The following is an 18,303-nucleotide window of genomic DNA, read 5'->3' as shown; positions in this document are numbered from 1 at the left end:
CTTCAGAAGGATAGCACTCCCTGTATATGAATACTCTTTCCTGGAAAAAAGCATACACCGTATCCGGCCTGATTCATGTCCTTTTCTTTTTCATCCTCGCCCTGTTTTTTGTCCATACAGCAGCTACGCAGCCCCCACAAATGGTCATGGTCGAACTGGAAGGAAATGGCAATACAGGTAGCAATGGCAATGGCGGTGGCGGTGGGGGCGGTAGCAGCGGAACCCCCGGCTGGCAGAATACGGCTTTTCCCCAGCCCCTCAGTGAATCAGCCGTTTCCAGCAGCCTGCAGGCCGTTAACCGTGCAGGCAGTGTGGCGACAACAGCTGAGTCCGCCAAGATACCGTCAGATCAGAACCGTATATCCATCCCGGATGCAGCACCGGCTTCCCATACAGCAGAGGATGCCGCAACACCGGTTCCTGCAACTGCCGCCTCGGCCGGCAGCACCACCACAGAAAGTACCAACAGCAATATAGGCGGGGATGCCAGTGGAGAAAGTGGCACCGGTAACGGTGATGGCACTGGAGAAGGTAGTGGCAGCGGTAACGGTGATGGTGAAGGTAGTGGTAGTGGCAGCGGTAACGGTGCTGGTGAAGGTGATGGCAGCGGTAACGGAACTGGCGGAGGTTTAGGAGCCGGTTTCATTGATAATGGTGACGGATCGTATACCGCTCCCGACGCCTCCGGCATCGACTATCAGATTCTGCAGGATGCCCGGGCCGTCTATCCCGATGAAGCCCGATCCATCGGATATGCCAAAACCGTATCTGTCACCGCACATATATTGGTCGGCCTGGATGGCTCTGTCGAATCAGTTTCGATTCTCTCTAACCCACCCAACCTGGGCTTCCGAGAAGCGGCTGAATCCGCACTATGGCAAATGCGTTTTTCTCCTATGACCTATGAAGGTCATCCCGTCAAAGTACCATTTGAAAAAACAATTTACTTCCAGCCATGATGCCGCTCTCTCCATAACGGGATACATGAGTCCACAGTCTGTCGGAATCATAGCACCAATAACAAAAGGACTGCCTTCACAGGGCAGTCTTTTTGTTATCTGATTCTGTAGTTATTTTCTGACTTTTCCCGGAAAAGGATGCAGAATCAGCGCTACCTGTAGTATAATAAGGTCTGAACTAATTCACTCAATTTTTTATAATAAGGGAGTACAATATCATGATAAATTTCGAATTGATGAATAAACAGCTACGGGCGCTGGCAGAAGCCGATGCCTCCTGGCTTCCTGTTTTTGCCAACGCGTCTGCCCTGCTCTGGGACTGCTTTCCTTCCATCAACTGGGCAGGTTTTTATATCGTAAATCAGGGCAGTCTGCTTCTGGGGCCGTTTCAGGGAAAAGTCGCCTGCATCCGCATCCCTATCGGCAAGGGCGTTTGTGGTACGGCCGTATTGGAAGATGCTACCCAGCGGATTGACAATGTTCATCTTTTTCCAGGTCATATCGCCTGTGACAGCGCTTCCAATTCAGAACTCGTCATCCCTATCCACCATGACGGCAAAGTCGTAGCTCTTCTCGATATGGACAGTCCCATCTACAATCGCTTTTCAGAAAATGATCAGAAGGAACTCGAATCATTTGTCCGGGCACTGGAAGAAATTACAGAATTCTCACCCATTTCTTTCTGACAAAGTATTTATTTCTATATTTCTTATATTTAATATGCTATAATGGAATGAACTAGTATTCTAGAAAGCCAGAGGAGGGGATTCATTTATGAAACTATTTAATTTCTACAAAGGCACCGAAATCCATCTCGGCGTCATGGACGAAAACGGCACGGCCCGCGACGCTACTGCCGGTGGATACCCGGCTATTCCAGCCACAATGCAATCTGCCATAGATGGGACGTATACCCTGGACGCCATTCGTACAGCTGCCGGAAACGGACCGGTTGTCGATACAGATACGGTACGCTTTGCCCCGGCCGTACTCAATCCCGAAAAAATTCTCTGCATCGGCCTCAATTACGCGGCTCATGCCAAAGAATCCAAGCTGCCTATTCCCGACTATCCTACGCTGTTCAGCAAGTTCAATAATGCATTGAATGCCCACAAGGAAAATATCGTCCTGCCTGACACGGCGTATAAATACGATTATGAAGTCGAACTGGTCATCGTCATCGGGAAAACAGCCCACATGGTACGTAAAGAAGATGCCCTCGATTATGTTTTCGGCTATACCATCGGAAACGATTTCTCTGCCCGTGATCTGCAGATGCGTACCCCCCAGTGGCTTATCGGCAAAACCTTTGACGGCTTTGCTCCTCTGGGACCATACATCGTACCCGCATCAGAAGCAGATCCGGCTCATTTCCAGGTCCAGAGCTTTGTCAATGGACAGCCGCGTCAGGACTCCAATACAAATGACCTGATTTTCGACTGTGCCACTATCGTCAGTTACCTCTCCCAATATATGACACTGAAACCGGGAGACGTCATTTTCACCGGTACGCCTTCAGGAGTCATCCTCGGATATCCGGAAGACAAGCAAGTCTGGCTGAAAGCCGGCGATACGGTCACCGTAAAAATCGACGGCATCGGCGAACTGACCAATACCCTGACAAAATAACCGTTTTACCCGGTTCACTCATATACGTTATTAGTAAACGAGCCTGCCATCAATACGGCAGGCTCGTTCTTCTATGCTGTTACGGATTCATTATCATCTTCTCCATCCTCCAGGATGGCCGTAATGGAAGCTTTTGTATCAATCACCTTTCCCAACCGGTTGTCATAGTATTTGACTCCGGCAACGCCAAACGCCAGGCCGATAACGGCGCCGGCAATCCCCCACATAGTCTCTGTTCCCAGACCATATCCGGCCAGCGCACCAGCGGCCGCCAGGAGAAGGGGCATGATAAAGCAAATAAACGAGCTCATGGCCAGGTGGGAATCATCTACTTCGTAACGGACGCGGTCTCCTTCCCGGGCTCCCAGCCCATTATAAGCCATAATCATGACATGTTCGGCTCCGGCACAGGCACTGCAAGCTACATACAGGAAATCCCGGCTTACTTTTACTTTTGCCAGACCGTTTTCCTTGATTTCTTCAATCGTACCTTCACCTATACGCATAAGGATTCCTCCTTTATCATATATTAATTAATAATCATTATTCATTGTATACATTATAGCATGGGACCACCTAAAAGGCAATGCCCCGGAATGATCGTTTTTTATTTTCCTTCTGATCTGGCAGTAACAATCAGACAATTCCTATGATACAATAAGTATATATCATTAATCAGGGGGTCTTAGCATGAGTTTAATCAAAGGAATCCACCATGCTGCATTAAAATGTGCCAATTTAGAAAAATTCCAGGAAACCGTTCATTTTTACCGGGATGTCCTCGGCCTTCCGGTCCTGCGCCGTTGGGGTAATGAAGAAAAAGCAGGTATTATGTTTGATACGGGGGACGGCCTCATCGAAATCTTTGCCAGCGGAAGTGCCAGCTGCACAACCGGGTCGGTCAATCACTTTGCTCTGGCAACAGATGATACCGATGCCTGCATCGCCGCTGTACGTCAAGCAGGTTATACCATTGCTGTGGAGCCTAAAGATATCACTATCGCTTCCCAGCCGCCCTTTCCAGCCCGCATCGCCTTTGCTATCGGTCCCTGCGGTGAAGAAATCGAATTTTTCCAGGAAAAATAATCTTTTATATATTCGGACATGCAACAGACGGGCCTGCCATATTTTGACAGGTCCGTCTTCTATTTTGCATCCTATGCTATACATGGAATAAACGGCGATTAATGATGATGGGAAATGGTCGATACGCCTTTGACGGCTTCTTTTTTGGCAGAAACGGCTACTGCAGCACCATCACCGCATTTCATCTGGCGCATACGGGAAAGAATACTGTGCCGGTATCCATATCAGGCATTTGTTATCAGGCAGCTCCATGATTTGCCGGCTCAGGCAACAGGAATGAACAGGTTGCGGCCCCTATCGTGCATGCCGTAATGATTTCCATCGCTGCTATCAGTCCATATATATCAGCAAACCATCCCAGGACGGGAACGAGCATGCCTCCAATACTGAAAGCCAGCCCCATGGTAACGCCCGATGCAAATCCGATGCTGCGTGCCAGGTAGCGCTGTCCCAGGACGACATAAGCCGAATAGGCACCGCTCACGCAGAAACTGAGTGGCAGCAGCAGAGCATAGACCATCCAGATTTGCGTAGAAATCGTGACCAGTATCATGAGAGGTACAAACAGGATACAACACAGGCGGAGTGTCCATACACAGCCATACCGGTCAGCCAGATTGCCACCCCAGAGCGTCATGACGATACCAGAAAGAGAAAGAACCGACAGGACCAGACTTCCTACCGCTTCCGATGCTCCCAGCATATTGATACAGAACAGGGGCAAAAAACTAAATAGCGACGAGACGGCAATGGCCCGGAATATGATGACGACCGTAAGCTTGGAAAACTGTCGCCAGTCATTTTTTCCTGTGACAGTACTATCCGGAACGGTTTCCCGGGAAGTCAGAGAAGGAGACACAAGCTGTGCAGCCTGCCGGAGCGATGGAAGAGTCCGTACGAAAAGCAATGACATAATAGCCGCAATGCCGGCAAAAACGACCATGCCATGCATGCCAAACGAAGTGATAACCCCGACGACCAGGAGCGGCCCTACGCCAAATCCCCCGTTGCCACCAACAGAAAAAATCCCCATCGCTTTGCCTTCGTTCCTTCCGGAAACGGCATGAACCAGACGGGCTGCCTCGGGATGAAACATAGAACCTCCGACCCCCATGAGTGCAACGACGGTAAAAATAGCCCAGTAATCTGAAAAAAATCCCGTCAGGGAAAAACAGGCTCCCGACAAAAAGACGCCCGCTACCAGAAACCATGATTGGGACAACTTATCGGACAGGTAACCAAAGACAGGCTGAATGACCGATGACAAAAAGGACGAGGCAAACATGAGCCCACCGACGGCGGCATAATCGAGATCGTAATACAGTACGAGGAACGGCAACAGGGCTGGCAGCGCTCCTCCGCTTAAGTCAGTACAAAAATGGCCAAGCGAAAGCAGATACAAATATCGTTTCATCGTAGTCTCCTCAATCATAAAATACACTGCGCAGAACATGTCCCCAATGCCGCACTTTATCAGGCTTGTCCGGCCAGTATTCTAAAAGAAGTGGCATGATTTCATAATCGACGATTTCCATGAGCCATTCTTCAGTATATTCCGTCTGACCACAGAAATACCCATGACCGATGCAAAAGCCCCGTCCCAGCCGGGGATCCTCGGAAATCTCTGCATTGAGTTTTTTTATGCGGGTAATCAAGGCCGTAAATGTATCACTATCGAGCTTCTTCATATACTCTTGAAATCCATCAGAATCAAATTCGGGAATCAGTTCAAAAAATCCAAAGCGGCGGCGCAGGATATAATCGCGGATGGAAACCGTATCCGCCATATTCATCATACCGATGATATATATATTTTTCGGTACAGAAAAAGGCATTCCGTTGCAGGAAAGAGTTACAGATGTACCGCGGTATGGTTTTTCAATGAGCATCAGTAATTCGCCAAAAATTTTGCTGATATTCCCCCGGTTGATATCGTCAATAATGAAGAAAAAAGGCTTGTTTGGCATGTTGGCGGCCCGCTGGCAGAACCGGTAAAAAATGCCGTACCGGAACACATAGCCTGTATCCTGAGGTTTATACCCTGCCACAAAGTCGTCGTACCCAAAGCTTTCGTGAAAATGGACAAATTCAATGCGGCTGTCATCCCGTTCTCTCATCATCGCATAAGCAATACGCCGTGCCGTGTAGGTCTTACCCACGCCGGGGGCCCCCTGCAGAATAATATTTTGTTTATGCTTCAAAAGAGAAATCAGAGTAGCAAAATGGCCACGGCTCATATAGACTTCCCGGATAAAATCATCATGGGTATAAGGCTTAACCACCCGTTGGTGATCCACCGGGTTTTCATCACGGATAAGATCCATGATAGACGTATACTCACTTCGGGTCAATTTAAATAAATTTCCCTGGGGATTTTCAAAATATTCCATCCGCCGGAGCTCTGGCACAGCCTGCACTGCCGTATATCCAATAGGATGTACCAGACCTTCCACTTTTTCCAGATAGATATTTTCACCGTCGCTTTCTTTGACAATTTTTCCAATAGCTACAATCTGGCGCACCGGCGATGATTCATAACAAATAAGGAAGTCCCCGCTTCGTGCAGCCAGGAAATTTTCAAAAACGCGCCGCTTATTGCCGTTTTCATTATACAGGGAAAAGCTGCGCGGTTCCCCTATGCCCATAGAAGAAAAGCTCCACAACACGGGGTTGACACTAAACCACCAGGCCGCATGCCTTCCTTCAGGAAGCGATACATGCGCATATAAATTTACCCGCGACAAATCGACCTGTTGCAGGGCCTCTGCCAGTTCATCCCGCAATTTCCAGATATATCCGCCATCGGCATTGTGTTCATCTATCTTTCCCACGTATAAAATCGGCCACCATTTGGCGCTTTCGTCTTCTGTAGTCAGGACGTTGCAATCCGTTTTTTCCGCTACCCGTTTTGCCAGGGAAACAGAACAGAAATTATAAAAATTTTTAGGCTCACCATATTTATTGGCCAACTGCCGGCATGTTGCCATTCCTCCAAAATCGAGGAACCGCCGCATCACTTCCAGGCTGCTTTCCGTAAATACGGCATCATCCTGCAATAAAGCGACCCAGTCCTGAACAGACAATTCCGGGCTGTACCCAATGGGCAGCCAGTCCGGATCGCCACTGCCGATGCCTTTTTTCGAATAAATACGACTGATATACATGCAAAGGTCGACGGTCAGCGTATGGCACGAGGTGTCAGCCCAGCAGTTGTCATGGCGCTGCGCCCTGTACACCGTCTGCAGTTCGCTGTCTTGTTGAATGGCATCACAGATTTCATCAAAAAGGCCATAGGCACCGATGAGATTTCCTGCATGAGCACCGCGGTGAGGCATAAATGAACTATGAAGTTCTTTCGCTACGACACGGCAATCGGAATAATTGTACAGGTAATACCGGTCGGGATAACGGAGCCACAAATACGTACTGATGGCGTTCAATTTCTGATAATGCTGCTTCCAGATGCCTTCCCCATATTCCCGCCGGATATGTTCGGCATCTTCCCGAAACCGTTCTACGCGGACCGCCAGGTCCTTTTTTTCGTCAAAAAGATTAGAAAACATAGCCTTGGTCGCATCCCGGTTGACGGCCGCAAAGCCACGCATAACCCCGCGGGGATAATAATTAACCGACGTAAGCAAATCCTTTGTCCGGGCCGTAGCAGCCGTAAACATTTCTTCAAAATCCCGGGCCGTAAAGTCCCATGCCGTCTGAAAACAGCGCACAGCTTCCCACTTATACTTTTCCAACGGCCAGCGCTGGGGAAAATCCCTTTTATATTCAGTCAGAATGTCCTTCAACTTATCTCTATCGATCATGGCGGTCCCCTTCTTTCTCGTCTGCCAGGGCGGACTTGGATACATACTAGTTGTATTGTACCATGTTTGCCGCGGAAAATAAAAGAAACCGCCCGTGAGGCGGTTTTGTAGTGCCCCCCAAAAGTTAGACCTAAAAATCTAACGAATGGGGGGCAGTTCATTTCACTTCCTATGATTTCTCTTTTCTTTTTACGCCTCTTTCCTCTGCTATATAAGGCGGGCGGCCCTTGCTTTCATTATAAATACGGCCGATATATTCCCCCATAATTCCCATGAACATGAGTTGTACGCCGCCGATAAACAAGACGACCGAAATAAGGGACGGATACCCGGCTACATCACCGCCGTATACGAGTGTACGTACGACGATGAAACACATATATAAAGCCGCCAGAAAGGCCAGCAGACAGCCTGCAAAAGAAGCCGCCCGCAATGGGGCCGTCGTAAAACTGGTAATGCCATCTACAGCGAGGTTAAAAAGCTGCCAGTAGTTCCATTTCGTTTTGCCCGCGGCCCGGGGCGGACGATCAAAGAGAATTTCTTTCTTTTCAAAACCGATCCAGCTGAAAAGCCCTTTGGTATAGCGCTGACATTCCCGCAGACTGCACAAAGCCTGGACGCAGCGGCGGTCCAGAAGGCGGAAGTCGCCCACATCCTGTTGAACGGGAACGGACGTCAGTTTTTTCAACAATTTATAATATACGTGGCTCGACCATTTTTTGAAAAATGTTTCTCCTTCCCGGCAGCGACGGCGGGCTGAGACATCACGGTATCCTTTTTCCCACCAGGCAATCATTTCCGGCAGAAGTTCCGGCGGATCCTGTAAATCAGCATCCATGATGACCAGGGCATCGCCATCAGCATAATCCATACCAGCCAGCATAGCCGCTTCCTTTCCAAAGTTACGGGATAGAGAAATATAAGAAACACGGGCGTCTTTTTCATAAAGCTCCCGGATAATCGATATTGTACGATCGCGGCTGCCGTCGTTGACAAAGATAAAAGTGAACTGGTAATTTTCTATCTGTTCCAGAACCGAGCTGGTCCGTTCATAAAACTGGTGGAGTACTGCTTCTTCATTGTAGCAGGGTACGAGAATGTCTATACGCTTCATGGCAATACGCCCTCTTTCAACGGCCGGTTAATCAATACGGTATAATCCTCTTCTTCCATACGCTGGTATATATTCCCGTCAAGGACACTCAGTGCCTCTTCAAGGTATTTCGGCTGTACTACGACAATGACCGGCTGGCTGCTATGCCAGACATCATACAGTTCCTTACTGCCATAATACATCCCCGTACGATCCGTATGGTGAATGCCGAACTCCAGTTCACCCATAAAATTGGCAGCCGCCACGGGCCGGTCCAGATAATATACCAGCCCCGGAATGAAAGAACCGTACATAATAATCGGCGTATCTTCCGACGGATGCAGAGTCTTAATATCCTGGCTGACCTGATAGGCTGACTGGTGATCATGGATCTGCCCCTGCACCTGATGGGCGCCAAGTCCGAAGCCATAGGCCATACAGCTTAGAATCAGGAAAACAGCAAAGAAACTGCGGCGCTTTTTATAAGACCAGCAGGCTGCCAGCGTACCTGCAAGAAGGGACGCGATGAGCAGGCCGCCATTTTTCAGGAAATCTGGCACAGTCAGGAAATCTGTATGCATGAGATAGGCAATCCCGCCAGCCGTAAATAACAAACAGAGCACGGAGTTTACAAAAAAGCTGTGGCATAGCCAGTCTTTTTCTCTCCGGCACCGTTCCAGTGATGCTGCCAGAAGGACCGATAACGGCAGCCAGCAGGGAAGAATATAGGTCGGCAGTTTGGAATCAGAAATGCTGTAAAAAACGTAAATAAGGCCTGCCCAAAGTCCGAGGAACAAAATATCCTGCCGATGCCGCAGGGTACCCGGCCGGCGCAGGATGCCTTTTTTGCTGAAAAAAGTCAATAAAAACCCGGTCCAGGGCATCGTGCCAGCCAGCAGGACCGGCACAAAATAATACCAGGGATGAAACCGTTCATGCATCTTGGTAGCAAAGCGGAGAAAGTGTTCACGGATAAAGAAAAAGTAAAAAAAGTCAGGATTCCGCTGGCATACCATATAATACCACGGCACAGCGATGACAAGGAACAGCAGGATTCCCGGCAGATAAAACAATTTCAGGAACAGGCGGGGTCGTTTCGTACAAAGGGCATACCAAAAAATAATCCCGCAGGGAAACACGATGGCAATCAGCCCTTTGGTTAACATTCCGAACCCCATGAATGCATAAAATAGCAGCAGATATTTCTTATTTTCCGTTCTCTCAAATACATAAAAGGTGACCAGGCAGGCATCGATAAAAAAAGTCAGCGCCATGTCGAGGACACCGATGGAAGCGACGATGAGCTGCAATGCTGACGTTGCCAGAATGACGGCCGCCATAACGCCCGTACGACGGTTGTACATTACCCGGGCAAGCCAGAAGGCCAGCAGGACATTCCCCAATCCCGAAAGGGCCGGCAGGACACGTCCCGTAAATTCGCGGAAACCAAAGAGTTCCATGGAAAGAGCCGTTATCCAATACTGAAAGATTGGTTTTTCAAAATACGGCATATAGTCAAAATGAGGCGTAATGTAATCGCCGGAAAGAACCATTTCCATGGCTACCCGGTGATATCTTCCCTCATCTAATTCAATCAGATGATAGGAACCAATATGAGCCAGGTACAGGAAAACCGCAGCAAACAATAAAACAAAAAAAATCAGACGCTGATGACGCCGTATGGCACAATTCATATTCATTTCCTCCCACTGTATCCTATATAGTGACAGTATACAGCTTCTATCTAAACAAAACCTAAACAGGCCTGTAACATTTTTTATATCCCTGATTCCAAAAAAAAGCAGCTGGAACAAAACCGCCCCGCAGGTTGGTTCCGCTTAACAGCCGGCAGAGAAAAACCCTCTATCCAGTATACATGGAATAGAGGGTTTTTACTAGAGCAAAGTACAATAATCAGGAAGCAGAACCGACTTTTTTGTTCATATTGATGCCAATCGGGAAAATGCAGAGTCCGATGGCAAAGGCCATAAAGAGGATAATAGCCCAGTAATACGATCCCGTCAGTGTGACAATCATACCGACGAGAATCGGTACGATGGCGCCGCCGATATTGCCCATAAAGTTCATGGCACCGGCAACAATGCCGACATCATCTTTTTGCGAAATAGCAGCCGGCATCATCCAGAACGTCGCACCAACCCATTTTTCACAGAACATGGCAACAGACATATACACGATAGCCAGCGTCATGGATGTAGCCGTACTGAGAAGATACATGGCGATTGCCATCACGATTCCCAGACCTGCCAGGGCATACTTAACGACTTTGCTGGGGTCATATTTCATGCACATCGTATCAATCATATAGCCGCCAAAGAGGGAACCAATAACACCACAGCCAAAGATAATGAAAATAGAACCGCCAACAGCCATGAAATTGACTTTAAATACCTGGGATAAATACATAGGCCCCCATGTCATTAGACCATACCAGAAGCAGTCATAGCAGACAAATCCCAGGACCATGCCCCAGAAAGTGACACTGCGCAGATACCGCGGCAATCCCAGTGACGTTTTGCCGCCACTAGCCATCTGTTCGCTTTCGTATTCAGCTTTCAGGGCATTATCGATATATTCCCGTTCAGCCTTGTTGATCATTTTATTCGTATCCGGTGTCGTATGAACGAATTTATAACAAATGAGGACTACTACCATCGTAAAGACACCGGCTCCCATCAAGGCACCACGCCAGCCGCCAAACCAGGCAAGGAAGGCAATAATGAGTGGCCCGCCAATAGCTGTGCCGAGAGCCGATCCGGCATCGACAATAGCTGCACCACGGGTACGTTCATTCTTCGTCAGCCACACAGACTGGAGCTTGCTGCTGGCCGGATAAATCGGGGCTTCCGATGCACCGAGCAGTGCCCGTACAGCCATAAAAGCAGAACTGCTGCTCAAAAAGCCGGTGATGACCTGAAATACACCCCACAAAATCCCGGACCCCAGGATTGTCTTGCCCGGCCCCAGACGGTCCGCAATCCAGCCTGAAGGAATCTGCATCAGCGTATAGCCCCAGAAAAAGGCACTGAGAATGACCCCTACCAGAGCAGGACCAAAGTGGAGATCTGCTTCAATGGAAGGCATACAAATAGAAATAACGGCACGGTCGATATAGTTTACCGTACATAATGCCAGTAAGGAGCCGAAGACCATCCAGCGGACTTTCGTCGGCTTTTCTGATTGTAACGTAGTCATGTTACTTCACCTCTCTCATTCATTCCTATTCACTTGTTCCGATCGGAGATATACCAATATATTGGTATGCTAGTGATTTAATTATACGTCGATTATCCATAATTGTCAATCTGGTTATGCACAATTTGTATTATTGCATCCAAAATACAGATGAACAGAAAGTCCCATGACAGCCGGAGCTATCATGGGACTCTCTGTTTATACCCCTATGCGGAGCATGTTGCTATGGCTCAGAGGTTATTCTTCAATATGGGCAATCTTCTTGGCCAGTTCTTTCTTCATTTCCAGGTTCCCCTGACGGGAAATCATGATGCGCTGTGCCTGCGGGCTGCCGGCACCGTGCATGGATTCTGTCCGGTAGCCGACGGCGGCCGTGCCCAGGCAGAGGTTTTCGATGAGACGCAGGACTTTCAGGCGGTTTTCCGTCGATACGGACGATACGCCTTTGAGGTATTTATCGACATACGGCCCGATTTTCGGATCCCGCAGGTCGATTTCCGACGGCGCCGTGACGACCAGGCCGCCAGCAATATCTTCGGCCAGGCGGACGATTTCATAGGGGAAACGGGTGACGTTCTGCTTGCACACGTTGGCCAGCAGCAGGTCGATGAGGTAGTTACCCGATTTCGTCGGTTTGCCCAGGGCCGAGCAGGCGATGCCGCAGCCGAAGAGCGTTTCGTTCAGGTGCTGCATTTCGATAATCTTGTCTTTGATGTGCGATGCCTTGGCACAACCGTTATAATCGGCTGCCAGGGCCGCAGCCCCGATGAGGACGTCGCCTACGCCGACTTTGCAGCCGCCATAGGACTGACGGTGATATCCGGCAAAGCGTTCGACCATCATGCCGGCAAATTCCACTTCGCCGTTGAGGAAGATCTGGTCATTGGGAATAAATACGTTATCGAAGATAACCAGTGCTTCCGTGCCGCCGAATTCGGGGTTGCCCGTATCCATGGGAGCTCCTTCCAGTTTCCGCGTATCGCAGGACTGACGGCCGACGATCATGAAAATGCCTTCGGCATCGGTCGGACAGCAGAAGGAAATAGCGTAATCCTTATCAGCTTCCCGCATGGCGATGGTCGGCATAACGATGACTTCGTGGGAGTTGATGAAGCCTGTCTGATGGGCTTTGGCACCGCGTACGACGACACCGTCGGGACGGCGTTCGACGACGTGGAGATACAAATCGGGATCATCCTGGGCATGAGGAGCCTTGCCGCGGTCGCCTTTCGGGTCGGTCATGGCGCCATCGACGGTAAAGTCGTTCTGCTGTACCCGGGTCAGGAATTTCTTGAAGTTTTCATGATAATGAGTGCCGTATTTCTGGTCGATTTCATAGGTCGTGGAGAATACGGCGTTGGATGCATCCATGCCGACGCAGCGCTGGAAGCAGGCTGCCGTCTTCTGTCCGAGGAGACGCTGCATCCGGACTTTGTTGATGAGGTCCTGGGTGCTCTGGTGGATATGGGTAAAACGGTTGATCTTTTCACCAGTCAGGGACGACGTAGCCGTCATGAGATCTTCGTATTCCGGCATCTGGGCCAGGTCGTAGGTCATGCGGACCGAGTTCAGGGACGGACGCAGGATGGGGTCATCGACGACGTTGTCGATTTTTTTGCCGAACATGTACACCTGCAGATTGAGCTTGCGCATGCTTTCGATATACTGTTCACCAGTCATTAATGCCATGAGTATAACCTCCTTGTGCTTTTCAGATAACGCACAAGGAGCCCGGGCCCCCTGCGCGTCAAATCAACTTAGAATTTTAAAATCATTGCTTTACCGTCTGTAACGACTACGCCGTCCTGATTGGTAACGACGGTGCGGTAAATCAGACGATGTTTTTCCGGAATCTTTTCAATGAGTTCTGCCGTGCAGGTAATGGTATCACCAATATGTACAGGAGCCTTAAATTTTAATTCCTGTGAGCAGTAAATCGGCGTGCCGCCATGAGCAGCTTTCGTCATGGTCGTGGAGATGATGCCGGCACTGAGCATGCCATGGGCAATACGGCCTTTGAACATGGTCTTCGATGCTTCTACTTCATTGACATGCATCGGGTTGAAATCACCCGTAACACCTGCAAAAGCATATACATCACATTCACCAATTGTTTTGCCGAAAGTGGTCTTATCGCCGACTTTCATTTCATCATAGGTTAATACATCACTCATCGTTATCTCCCTTTCTGTATGAACGATTTACTGTAAAAGCTGGCCGGAAATAATCAGTCTCTGAATCTGGTTCGTACCTTCATAAATCTGGGTAATCTTGGCATCACGCATGAGCCGTTCTACCGGATATTCGCGGATGTAGCCATAACCGCCGAGAATCTGTACGGCGTCCGTTGCAATGGACATAGCCGCATCGGTCGCATACAGCTTGGCCATGCACGATTCTTTCGTGCACGGTTTGCCCTGTTCTTTGAGGGCTGCTGCACGGTACACGAGAAGACGGGCTGCATCCAGTTTCGTTGCCATGTCGGCAAGCATAAAGGAAATAGACTGGAATTTGCAGACCGGTTTGCCAAACTGTTCCCGTTCCTTGGAATACTTGATGGCCGCTTCCAGCGCAGCACCGGCGATGCCCAGGCCCTGGGCAGCAACACCGATACGGCCGCCATCGAGGCCCTGCATAGCGATTTTGAAGCCTTTGCCTTCTTCACCGAGAAGATTTTCTACCGGAACTTTGACATCCTGGAAAATCAGTTCTCTCGTCTTGGAAGCATGAATCCCCATCTTCTGTTCTTCTTTGCCAAAAGTGAAGCCTTCCATTCCTTTTTCAAGGATGAACGCGGAAATCCCTTTTGTGCCTTTTGTCTTATCCGTCATAGCAAAGACGACATAAATGTCTGCTTCCCCGCCATTGGTGATAAAGATTTTGCTGCCGTTGAGGATATAATGGTCGCCTTTACGGACAGCCGTGCTCTGCTGACGGGCAGCATCAGAACCGGCATTGGGTTCTGTCAGGCCGAAAGCACCCAGTTTCGTTCCTTCTGCCAGCGGTGTGAGGTATTTTTTCTTCTGTTCTTCTGTACCAAATTTCCAGATAGGCCATGCGCACAGAGAAATGCTGGAGGCATACCCGGCAGCTACGGCGTCATCAACCTTGGATAATTCTTCATTAGCCAGGATATAGCTTACATAACTGCCATCACTTCCACCGTATTCTTCGGGGAAAAAGATGCCGCACAAGCCTAATTCACCAATTTTATCAAAGATTTCACGGGAAAATTCTGCTTTTTCATCCCGTTCCTGGACAGTCGGTGCAATTTCCTTTTCTGCAAATTCGCGTACCAATTTCTGAATCGCCTGCTGTTCATCAGAGAATTCAAAATTCATAAAAAAATACCTCCTTAAATTATACGCCTCGTAAGGCATTTATTCAAAACTATTTTCATAGTTTTAAAGCAGAATTATATCTATATCGGAATAGATAAATATGACAATTTCTTTTGCAATTTGTTTGTATATGAGTTATAATTTGTATATACGTTTTACGTCTATATTCTACCATTTTTCACATAAAATAGCAATATTCGCCGATAAATTCCTTTTGTGGTTTATATCTGCCCGTGCTATAACCAGACTTCTCAGTCTTGTATCATCTATTTCCATTTGCAAGGTTGTCCCATTTTCGCTATACTGATGATTGTGAACTTCAATGTACTGCCTGCGATTTACCGTCATCATATATATTTTAAAGGAGGTAATATAGGATGCCCTATACCACGCACCGCCCTACAGCCCGTGTATTGGACATTATGCAGCTTCTTTCCACATCGAAGGAAGGCTGCTCCCTGACAGAAATTGCCACGGCTATCTCTGTCCCCAAAAGTACGATTGTTCCCATTATCCGCACACTGTGTGAACGCCGCTTTATCACCCAGCATGGATCCAACAAGTATACAGTCGGCATCAGCGCTCTCATCGTCGGATCCGCCTGCCTGCAGGACATGGACATACTAGAACTTTTCAAAGCCCAGATGAAACGCATCGTCAATGCCACATCGGAAGCCTGCCAGCTCGGTGTTCTGGTAGGCGGTGATGTACTCTATCTGGCAAAAGAAGAATCTCCCGAACCGATACGGCTCATTTCTTTCGTCGGCAAACGGCTTCCTGCTTACAGCACGGCTATCGGAAAGGCGCTGCTAAGCGAATACACCCTGCAGGGCCTGCAAACACTCTATCCCCAGGGGCTGGCCCCGGTAACAGAACGGACCTGTACGGACTTTAACCGTTTCTATGATGAATGCCAGCAGGGCAAGACGCTTGGATATTTCACGGATAAAGAAGAAATTTCTCCCGGCATCAATTGTTTCTCCGTTCCCCTGGCGTATCACGGTCATTATATCGCTGCCATGAGCGTCAGCATCCCTTCTTTCCGTCTGACAGAGGAAAAGAAGGAAAAAACCATTGACGCATTGAAGACATCGAAGGAAAAACTGGAACACACCTTTACGGAACTGAACATCAACGATATTGATTTCTTTGCCAAATCATTCCAGTCCCAGCCAATATAAGATGTTAAGTCACTACATGTATAAAAAAGACCTGTTCTCAGCAACAGGTCTTTTTTATATCTGAATTTTGTTGTTATTTACTATAAACGTACAGCTAAAAAGGTATCGTACAAAGCACCACTGTTTCGTACGATACCTTTTTTATTAGCTGCAAACTAGTATGAATTACTGAAGATATCCGCCGGACATTGCCGATGTCGCATATTTGCTATAGCGAGCCAGATAGCCTTTTTTCTTCGGGAAATCAGGCATCTTCCAGTTCTTTTTACGTTCAGCCAGAATAGCATCTACTTCTTCCGCCGTCTTCTTTTCACCTTTTACGCCGATCATATTGATTTTGCGGTTCGGAATGTCGATTTCAATCATATCGCCGTCTTCCAGGAGCGCAATGGGGCCGCCTTCTACGGCTTCCGGTGATACGTGGCCGATAGCCGGGCCCTGGGTAGCACCGGAGAAACGGCCGTCCGTTACCAGTGCAACCGTGCCATCCAGGCGTTCATCAAAGGCAATGGCATCGGTCGTCATGAGGCTTTCAGGCATACCAGCGCCTTTCGGGCCTTCATAACGGATAAATAAGATGTCGCCCTGATTGACCTGACCAGTAATGATAGCCTGCTGGCAGTCTTCTTCCGAATTGAATACCCGTGCCGGTCCGATATGATGCATCATATCGGGATTCTTGATAGCCGAGAATTTAACGACACTGCCATCAGGAGCAATATTGCCGTCCAGTACAGCCAGAGAACCATATTTATTCGAATGTTCCGGTTTGCGGATGATATCTTCCGGATTAATGCCATAAGTCTTGAGATAGCCAAGGCCGCGTTCAAAGAAGTCGCTCTTTTCAATCATTTCCAGGTTTTCACCCAGCGTGCGGCCCGTAACGGTCATGACGTTGAGATCCAGTTCGTCTTTGAGATACATCTGGATCATGGGAATCCCGCCGGCATACCAGAGGAATTCTGTAATGTATTTGCCGCTAGGCTGTACATTCGTCAGATATTTGATATTCTTGCCGATTTCATCGAACATGCGCGGATGAATATCAATGCCCAGCTGATGGGCAATAGCCGGGAAATGAATGGTAGCATTAGTAGAACCACTGATAGCCTGATGGACTTTAATGGCGTTGATGAAGGCCGCTTTCGTCATGATTTTTGACGTGGTGATGCCTTTTTCAGCCAGCTCCATAATCTTCTGACCTGCCAGACGGGCATAGCGCTGACTTTCCATCAATGTAGCCGGTACGACAGCATTGCCGGGAAGGGCCATACCAAGTGCTTCAGACATGCACTGCATCGTGCTGGCCGTTCCCATGAACTGACAGGAACCACAGGTCGGACAGCCCGTCAGTTTATAATCACGCATTTCATCTTTGCTGACCAGACCGCGTTTATCACGGGCCGTAATCGGGCCGGCAAGGTCGGATGTCGTACACCCCGGGCCGCTGCGCATAGAACCGCCGGGAATGTGGATGACCGGCATGTCGAGACGGGCAGCTACTTCCAGGTGAGCCGGTACGGCTTTATCACAGCTGGAAATCAGAATAACGCCATCCCAGGGAATGACATTGGCATGGATTTCTACCATATCGGCAATGACTTCACGGCTGGGAAGGATAAAGTTCATGCCATCATGGCCCTGAGCCCATCCGTCACAGATATCAGTGACATGGAAATTAGCAGGTTTGCCACCCGTTTCATAGACGCCGATAGATGCCTGTTTAGCATACTTATCGAGGTGAACACTGCCGGGATGGCTTTCACCCCATACATCATCAATCAAAATCTGCGGTTTCGCGAGATCGCCTTCGGAGAATTCGGTGCCGAGTTTCAATGCATCCGACTGGGCCCATACTTTGCGTACGCCTTTACATCTCTGTTCCATTCATGTTCCTCCTTGTTTTAGGGATTGGGAAACAAAATATAAATATAATATGTTATATATGAGAGGCCGTATGCTGCCAGATACAGCATACGG

At 48.7% G+C, this 18,303-nt stretch carries 15 protein-coding genes; 5 read left to right on the top strand and 10 right to left on the bottom strand.

What is annotated here, in order from left to right; genetic code table 11:
• The first annotated feature begins 26 nt into the window (after positions 1 to 26).
• From ACGTIC_RS02375 to ACGTIC_RS02365, 3 genes are all read left to right on the top strand, one after another.
• Positions 27 to 959 carry an energy transducer TonB gene (locus ACGTIC_RS02375; RefSeq protein WP_113855274.1) on the top strand — a complete coding sequence of 311 codons (933 nt, stop codon included), beginning with the start codon at positions 27 to 29 and terminating at the stop codon, positions 957 to 959.
• Positions 960 to 1,177: 218 nt separating this feature from the next.
• Positions 1,178 to 1,645: a GAF domain-containing protein gene (locus ACGTIC_RS02370; protein WP_113855273.1), complete on the top strand. Its 468-nt coding sequence runs from the start codon at positions 1,178 to 1,180 to the stop codon at positions 1,643 to 1,645.
• A gap of 88 nt (positions 1,646 to 1,733) precedes the next feature.
• A complete protein-coding gene (locus ACGTIC_RS02365; RefSeq protein ID WP_059076144.1) occupies positions 1,734 to 2,588 on the top strand; it encodes a fumarylacetoacetate hydrolase family protein in 855 nt (284 codons plus the stop codon).
• 71 nt (positions 2,589 to 2,659) lie between these two features.
• Here ACGTIC_RS02365 and ACGTIC_RS02360 read toward each other — a convergent pair whose 3' ends face one another.
• The gene (locus ACGTIC_RS02360; protein ID WP_059076145.1) at positions 2,660 to 3,094 is read right to left on the bottom strand and encodes a SoxR reducing system RseC family protein; all 435 of its coding nucleotides are present in this window, start codon (positions 3,092 to 3,094) and stop codon (positions 2,660 to 2,662) included.
• Positions 3,095 to 3,278: 184 nt separating this feature from the next.
• Between ACGTIC_RS02360 and ACGTIC_RS02355 the strand changes: the two genes are divergently transcribed.
• Complete coding sequence (locus ACGTIC_RS02355; RefSeq protein WP_113855272.1) at positions 3,279 to 3,674, top strand: VOC family protein; 396 nt, start codon at positions 3,279 to 3,281, stop codon at positions 3,672 to 3,674.
• A gap of 238 nt (positions 3,675 to 3,912) precedes the next feature.
• Here ACGTIC_RS02355 and ACGTIC_RS02350 read toward each other — a convergent pair whose 3' ends face one another.
• The 8 genes from ACGTIC_RS02350 to ACGTIC_RS02315 all read right to left on the bottom strand — a co-directional run bounded on the left by ACGTIC_RS02350 (position 3,913) and on the right by ACGTIC_RS02315 (position 15,142).
• Positions 3,913 to 5,088: an MFS transporter gene (locus ACGTIC_RS02350; protein WP_113855271.1), complete on the bottom strand. Its 1,176-nt coding sequence runs from the start codon at positions 5,086 to 5,088 to the stop codon at positions 3,913 to 3,915.
• Positions 5,089 to 5,098: 10 nt separating this feature from the next.
• Entirely contained in the window at positions 5,099 to 7,492 is a 2,394-nt protein-coding gene (locus ACGTIC_RS02345) for an AAA family ATPase (RefSeq protein WP_059076148.1), read from the bottom strand.
• Between the two features lie 169 nt (positions 7,493 to 7,661).
• Positions 7,662 to 8,606: a glycosyltransferase family 2 protein gene (locus ACGTIC_RS02340; RefSeq protein WP_113855270.1), complete on the bottom strand. Its 945-nt coding sequence runs from the start codon at positions 8,604 to 8,606 to the stop codon at positions 7,662 to 7,664.
• Positions 8,603 to 10,279: a glycosyltransferase family 39 protein gene (locus tag ACGTIC_RS02335; protein ID WP_113855269.1), complete on the bottom strand. Its 1,677-nt coding sequence runs from the start codon at positions 10,277 to 10,279 to the stop codon at positions 8,603 to 8,605. Before ACGTIC_RS02335 ends, ACGTIC_RS02340 begins: the two co-directional genes overlap by 4 nt.
• Before the next feature lie 220 nt (positions 10,280 to 10,499).
• Positions 10,500 to 11,801 carry an MFS transporter gene (locus ACGTIC_RS02330; RefSeq protein ID WP_059076151.1) on the bottom strand — a complete coding sequence of 434 codons (1,302 nt, stop codon included), beginning with the start codon at positions 11,799 to 11,801 and terminating at the stop codon, positions 10,500 to 10,502.
• Positions 11,802 to 12,038: 237 nt separating this feature from the next.
• Complete coding sequence (locus ACGTIC_RS02325) at positions 12,039 to 13,490, bottom strand: 4-hydroxyphenylacetate 3-hydroxylase family protein (protein ID WP_075581784.1); 1,452 nt, start codon at positions 13,488 to 13,490, stop codon at positions 12,039 to 12,041.
• A gap of 68 nt (positions 13,491 to 13,558) precedes the next feature.
• Positions 13,559 to 13,975 carry a MaoC family dehydratase gene (locus tag ACGTIC_RS02320; protein ID WP_059076373.1) on the bottom strand — a complete coding sequence of 139 codons (417 nt, stop codon included), beginning with the start codon at positions 13,973 to 13,975 and terminating at the stop codon, positions 13,559 to 13,561.
• A gap of 27 nt (positions 13,976 to 14,002) precedes the next feature.
• On the bottom strand, positions 14,003 to 15,142 hold the full coding sequence (locus ACGTIC_RS02315; protein ID WP_059076372.1) for an acyl-CoA dehydrogenase: 1,140 nt from the start codon (positions 15,140 to 15,142) through the stop codon (positions 14,003 to 14,005).
• Between the two features lie 377 nt (positions 15,143 to 15,519).
• Between ACGTIC_RS02315 and ACGTIC_RS02310 the strand changes: the two genes are divergently transcribed.
• Entirely contained in the window at positions 15,520 to 16,323 is an 804-nt protein-coding gene (locus ACGTIC_RS02310; protein ID WP_059076371.1) for an IclR family transcriptional regulator, read from the top strand.
• 165 nt (positions 16,324 to 16,488) lie between these two features.
• Here the strand turns inward: ACGTIC_RS02310 and ilvD are convergent, their stop codons facing one another.
• Positions 16,489 to 18,210: a dihydroxy-acid dehydratase gene (gene ilvD, locus ACGTIC_RS02305; protein WP_075581782.1), complete on the bottom strand. Its 1,722-nt coding sequence runs from the start codon at positions 18,208 to 18,210 to the stop codon at positions 16,489 to 16,491.
• Positions 18,211 to 18,303: the final 93 nt, after the last annotated feature.

The organism is Megasphaera hexanoica, assembly GCF_043520715.1.
Lineage (GTDB): Bacteria > Bacillota > Negativicutes > Veillonellales > Megasphaeraceae > Megasphaera > Megasphaera hexanoica.
Note: the sequence above shows the minus strand (reverse complement) of the source record. Positions and strands in the feature narration are given on the sequence as shown.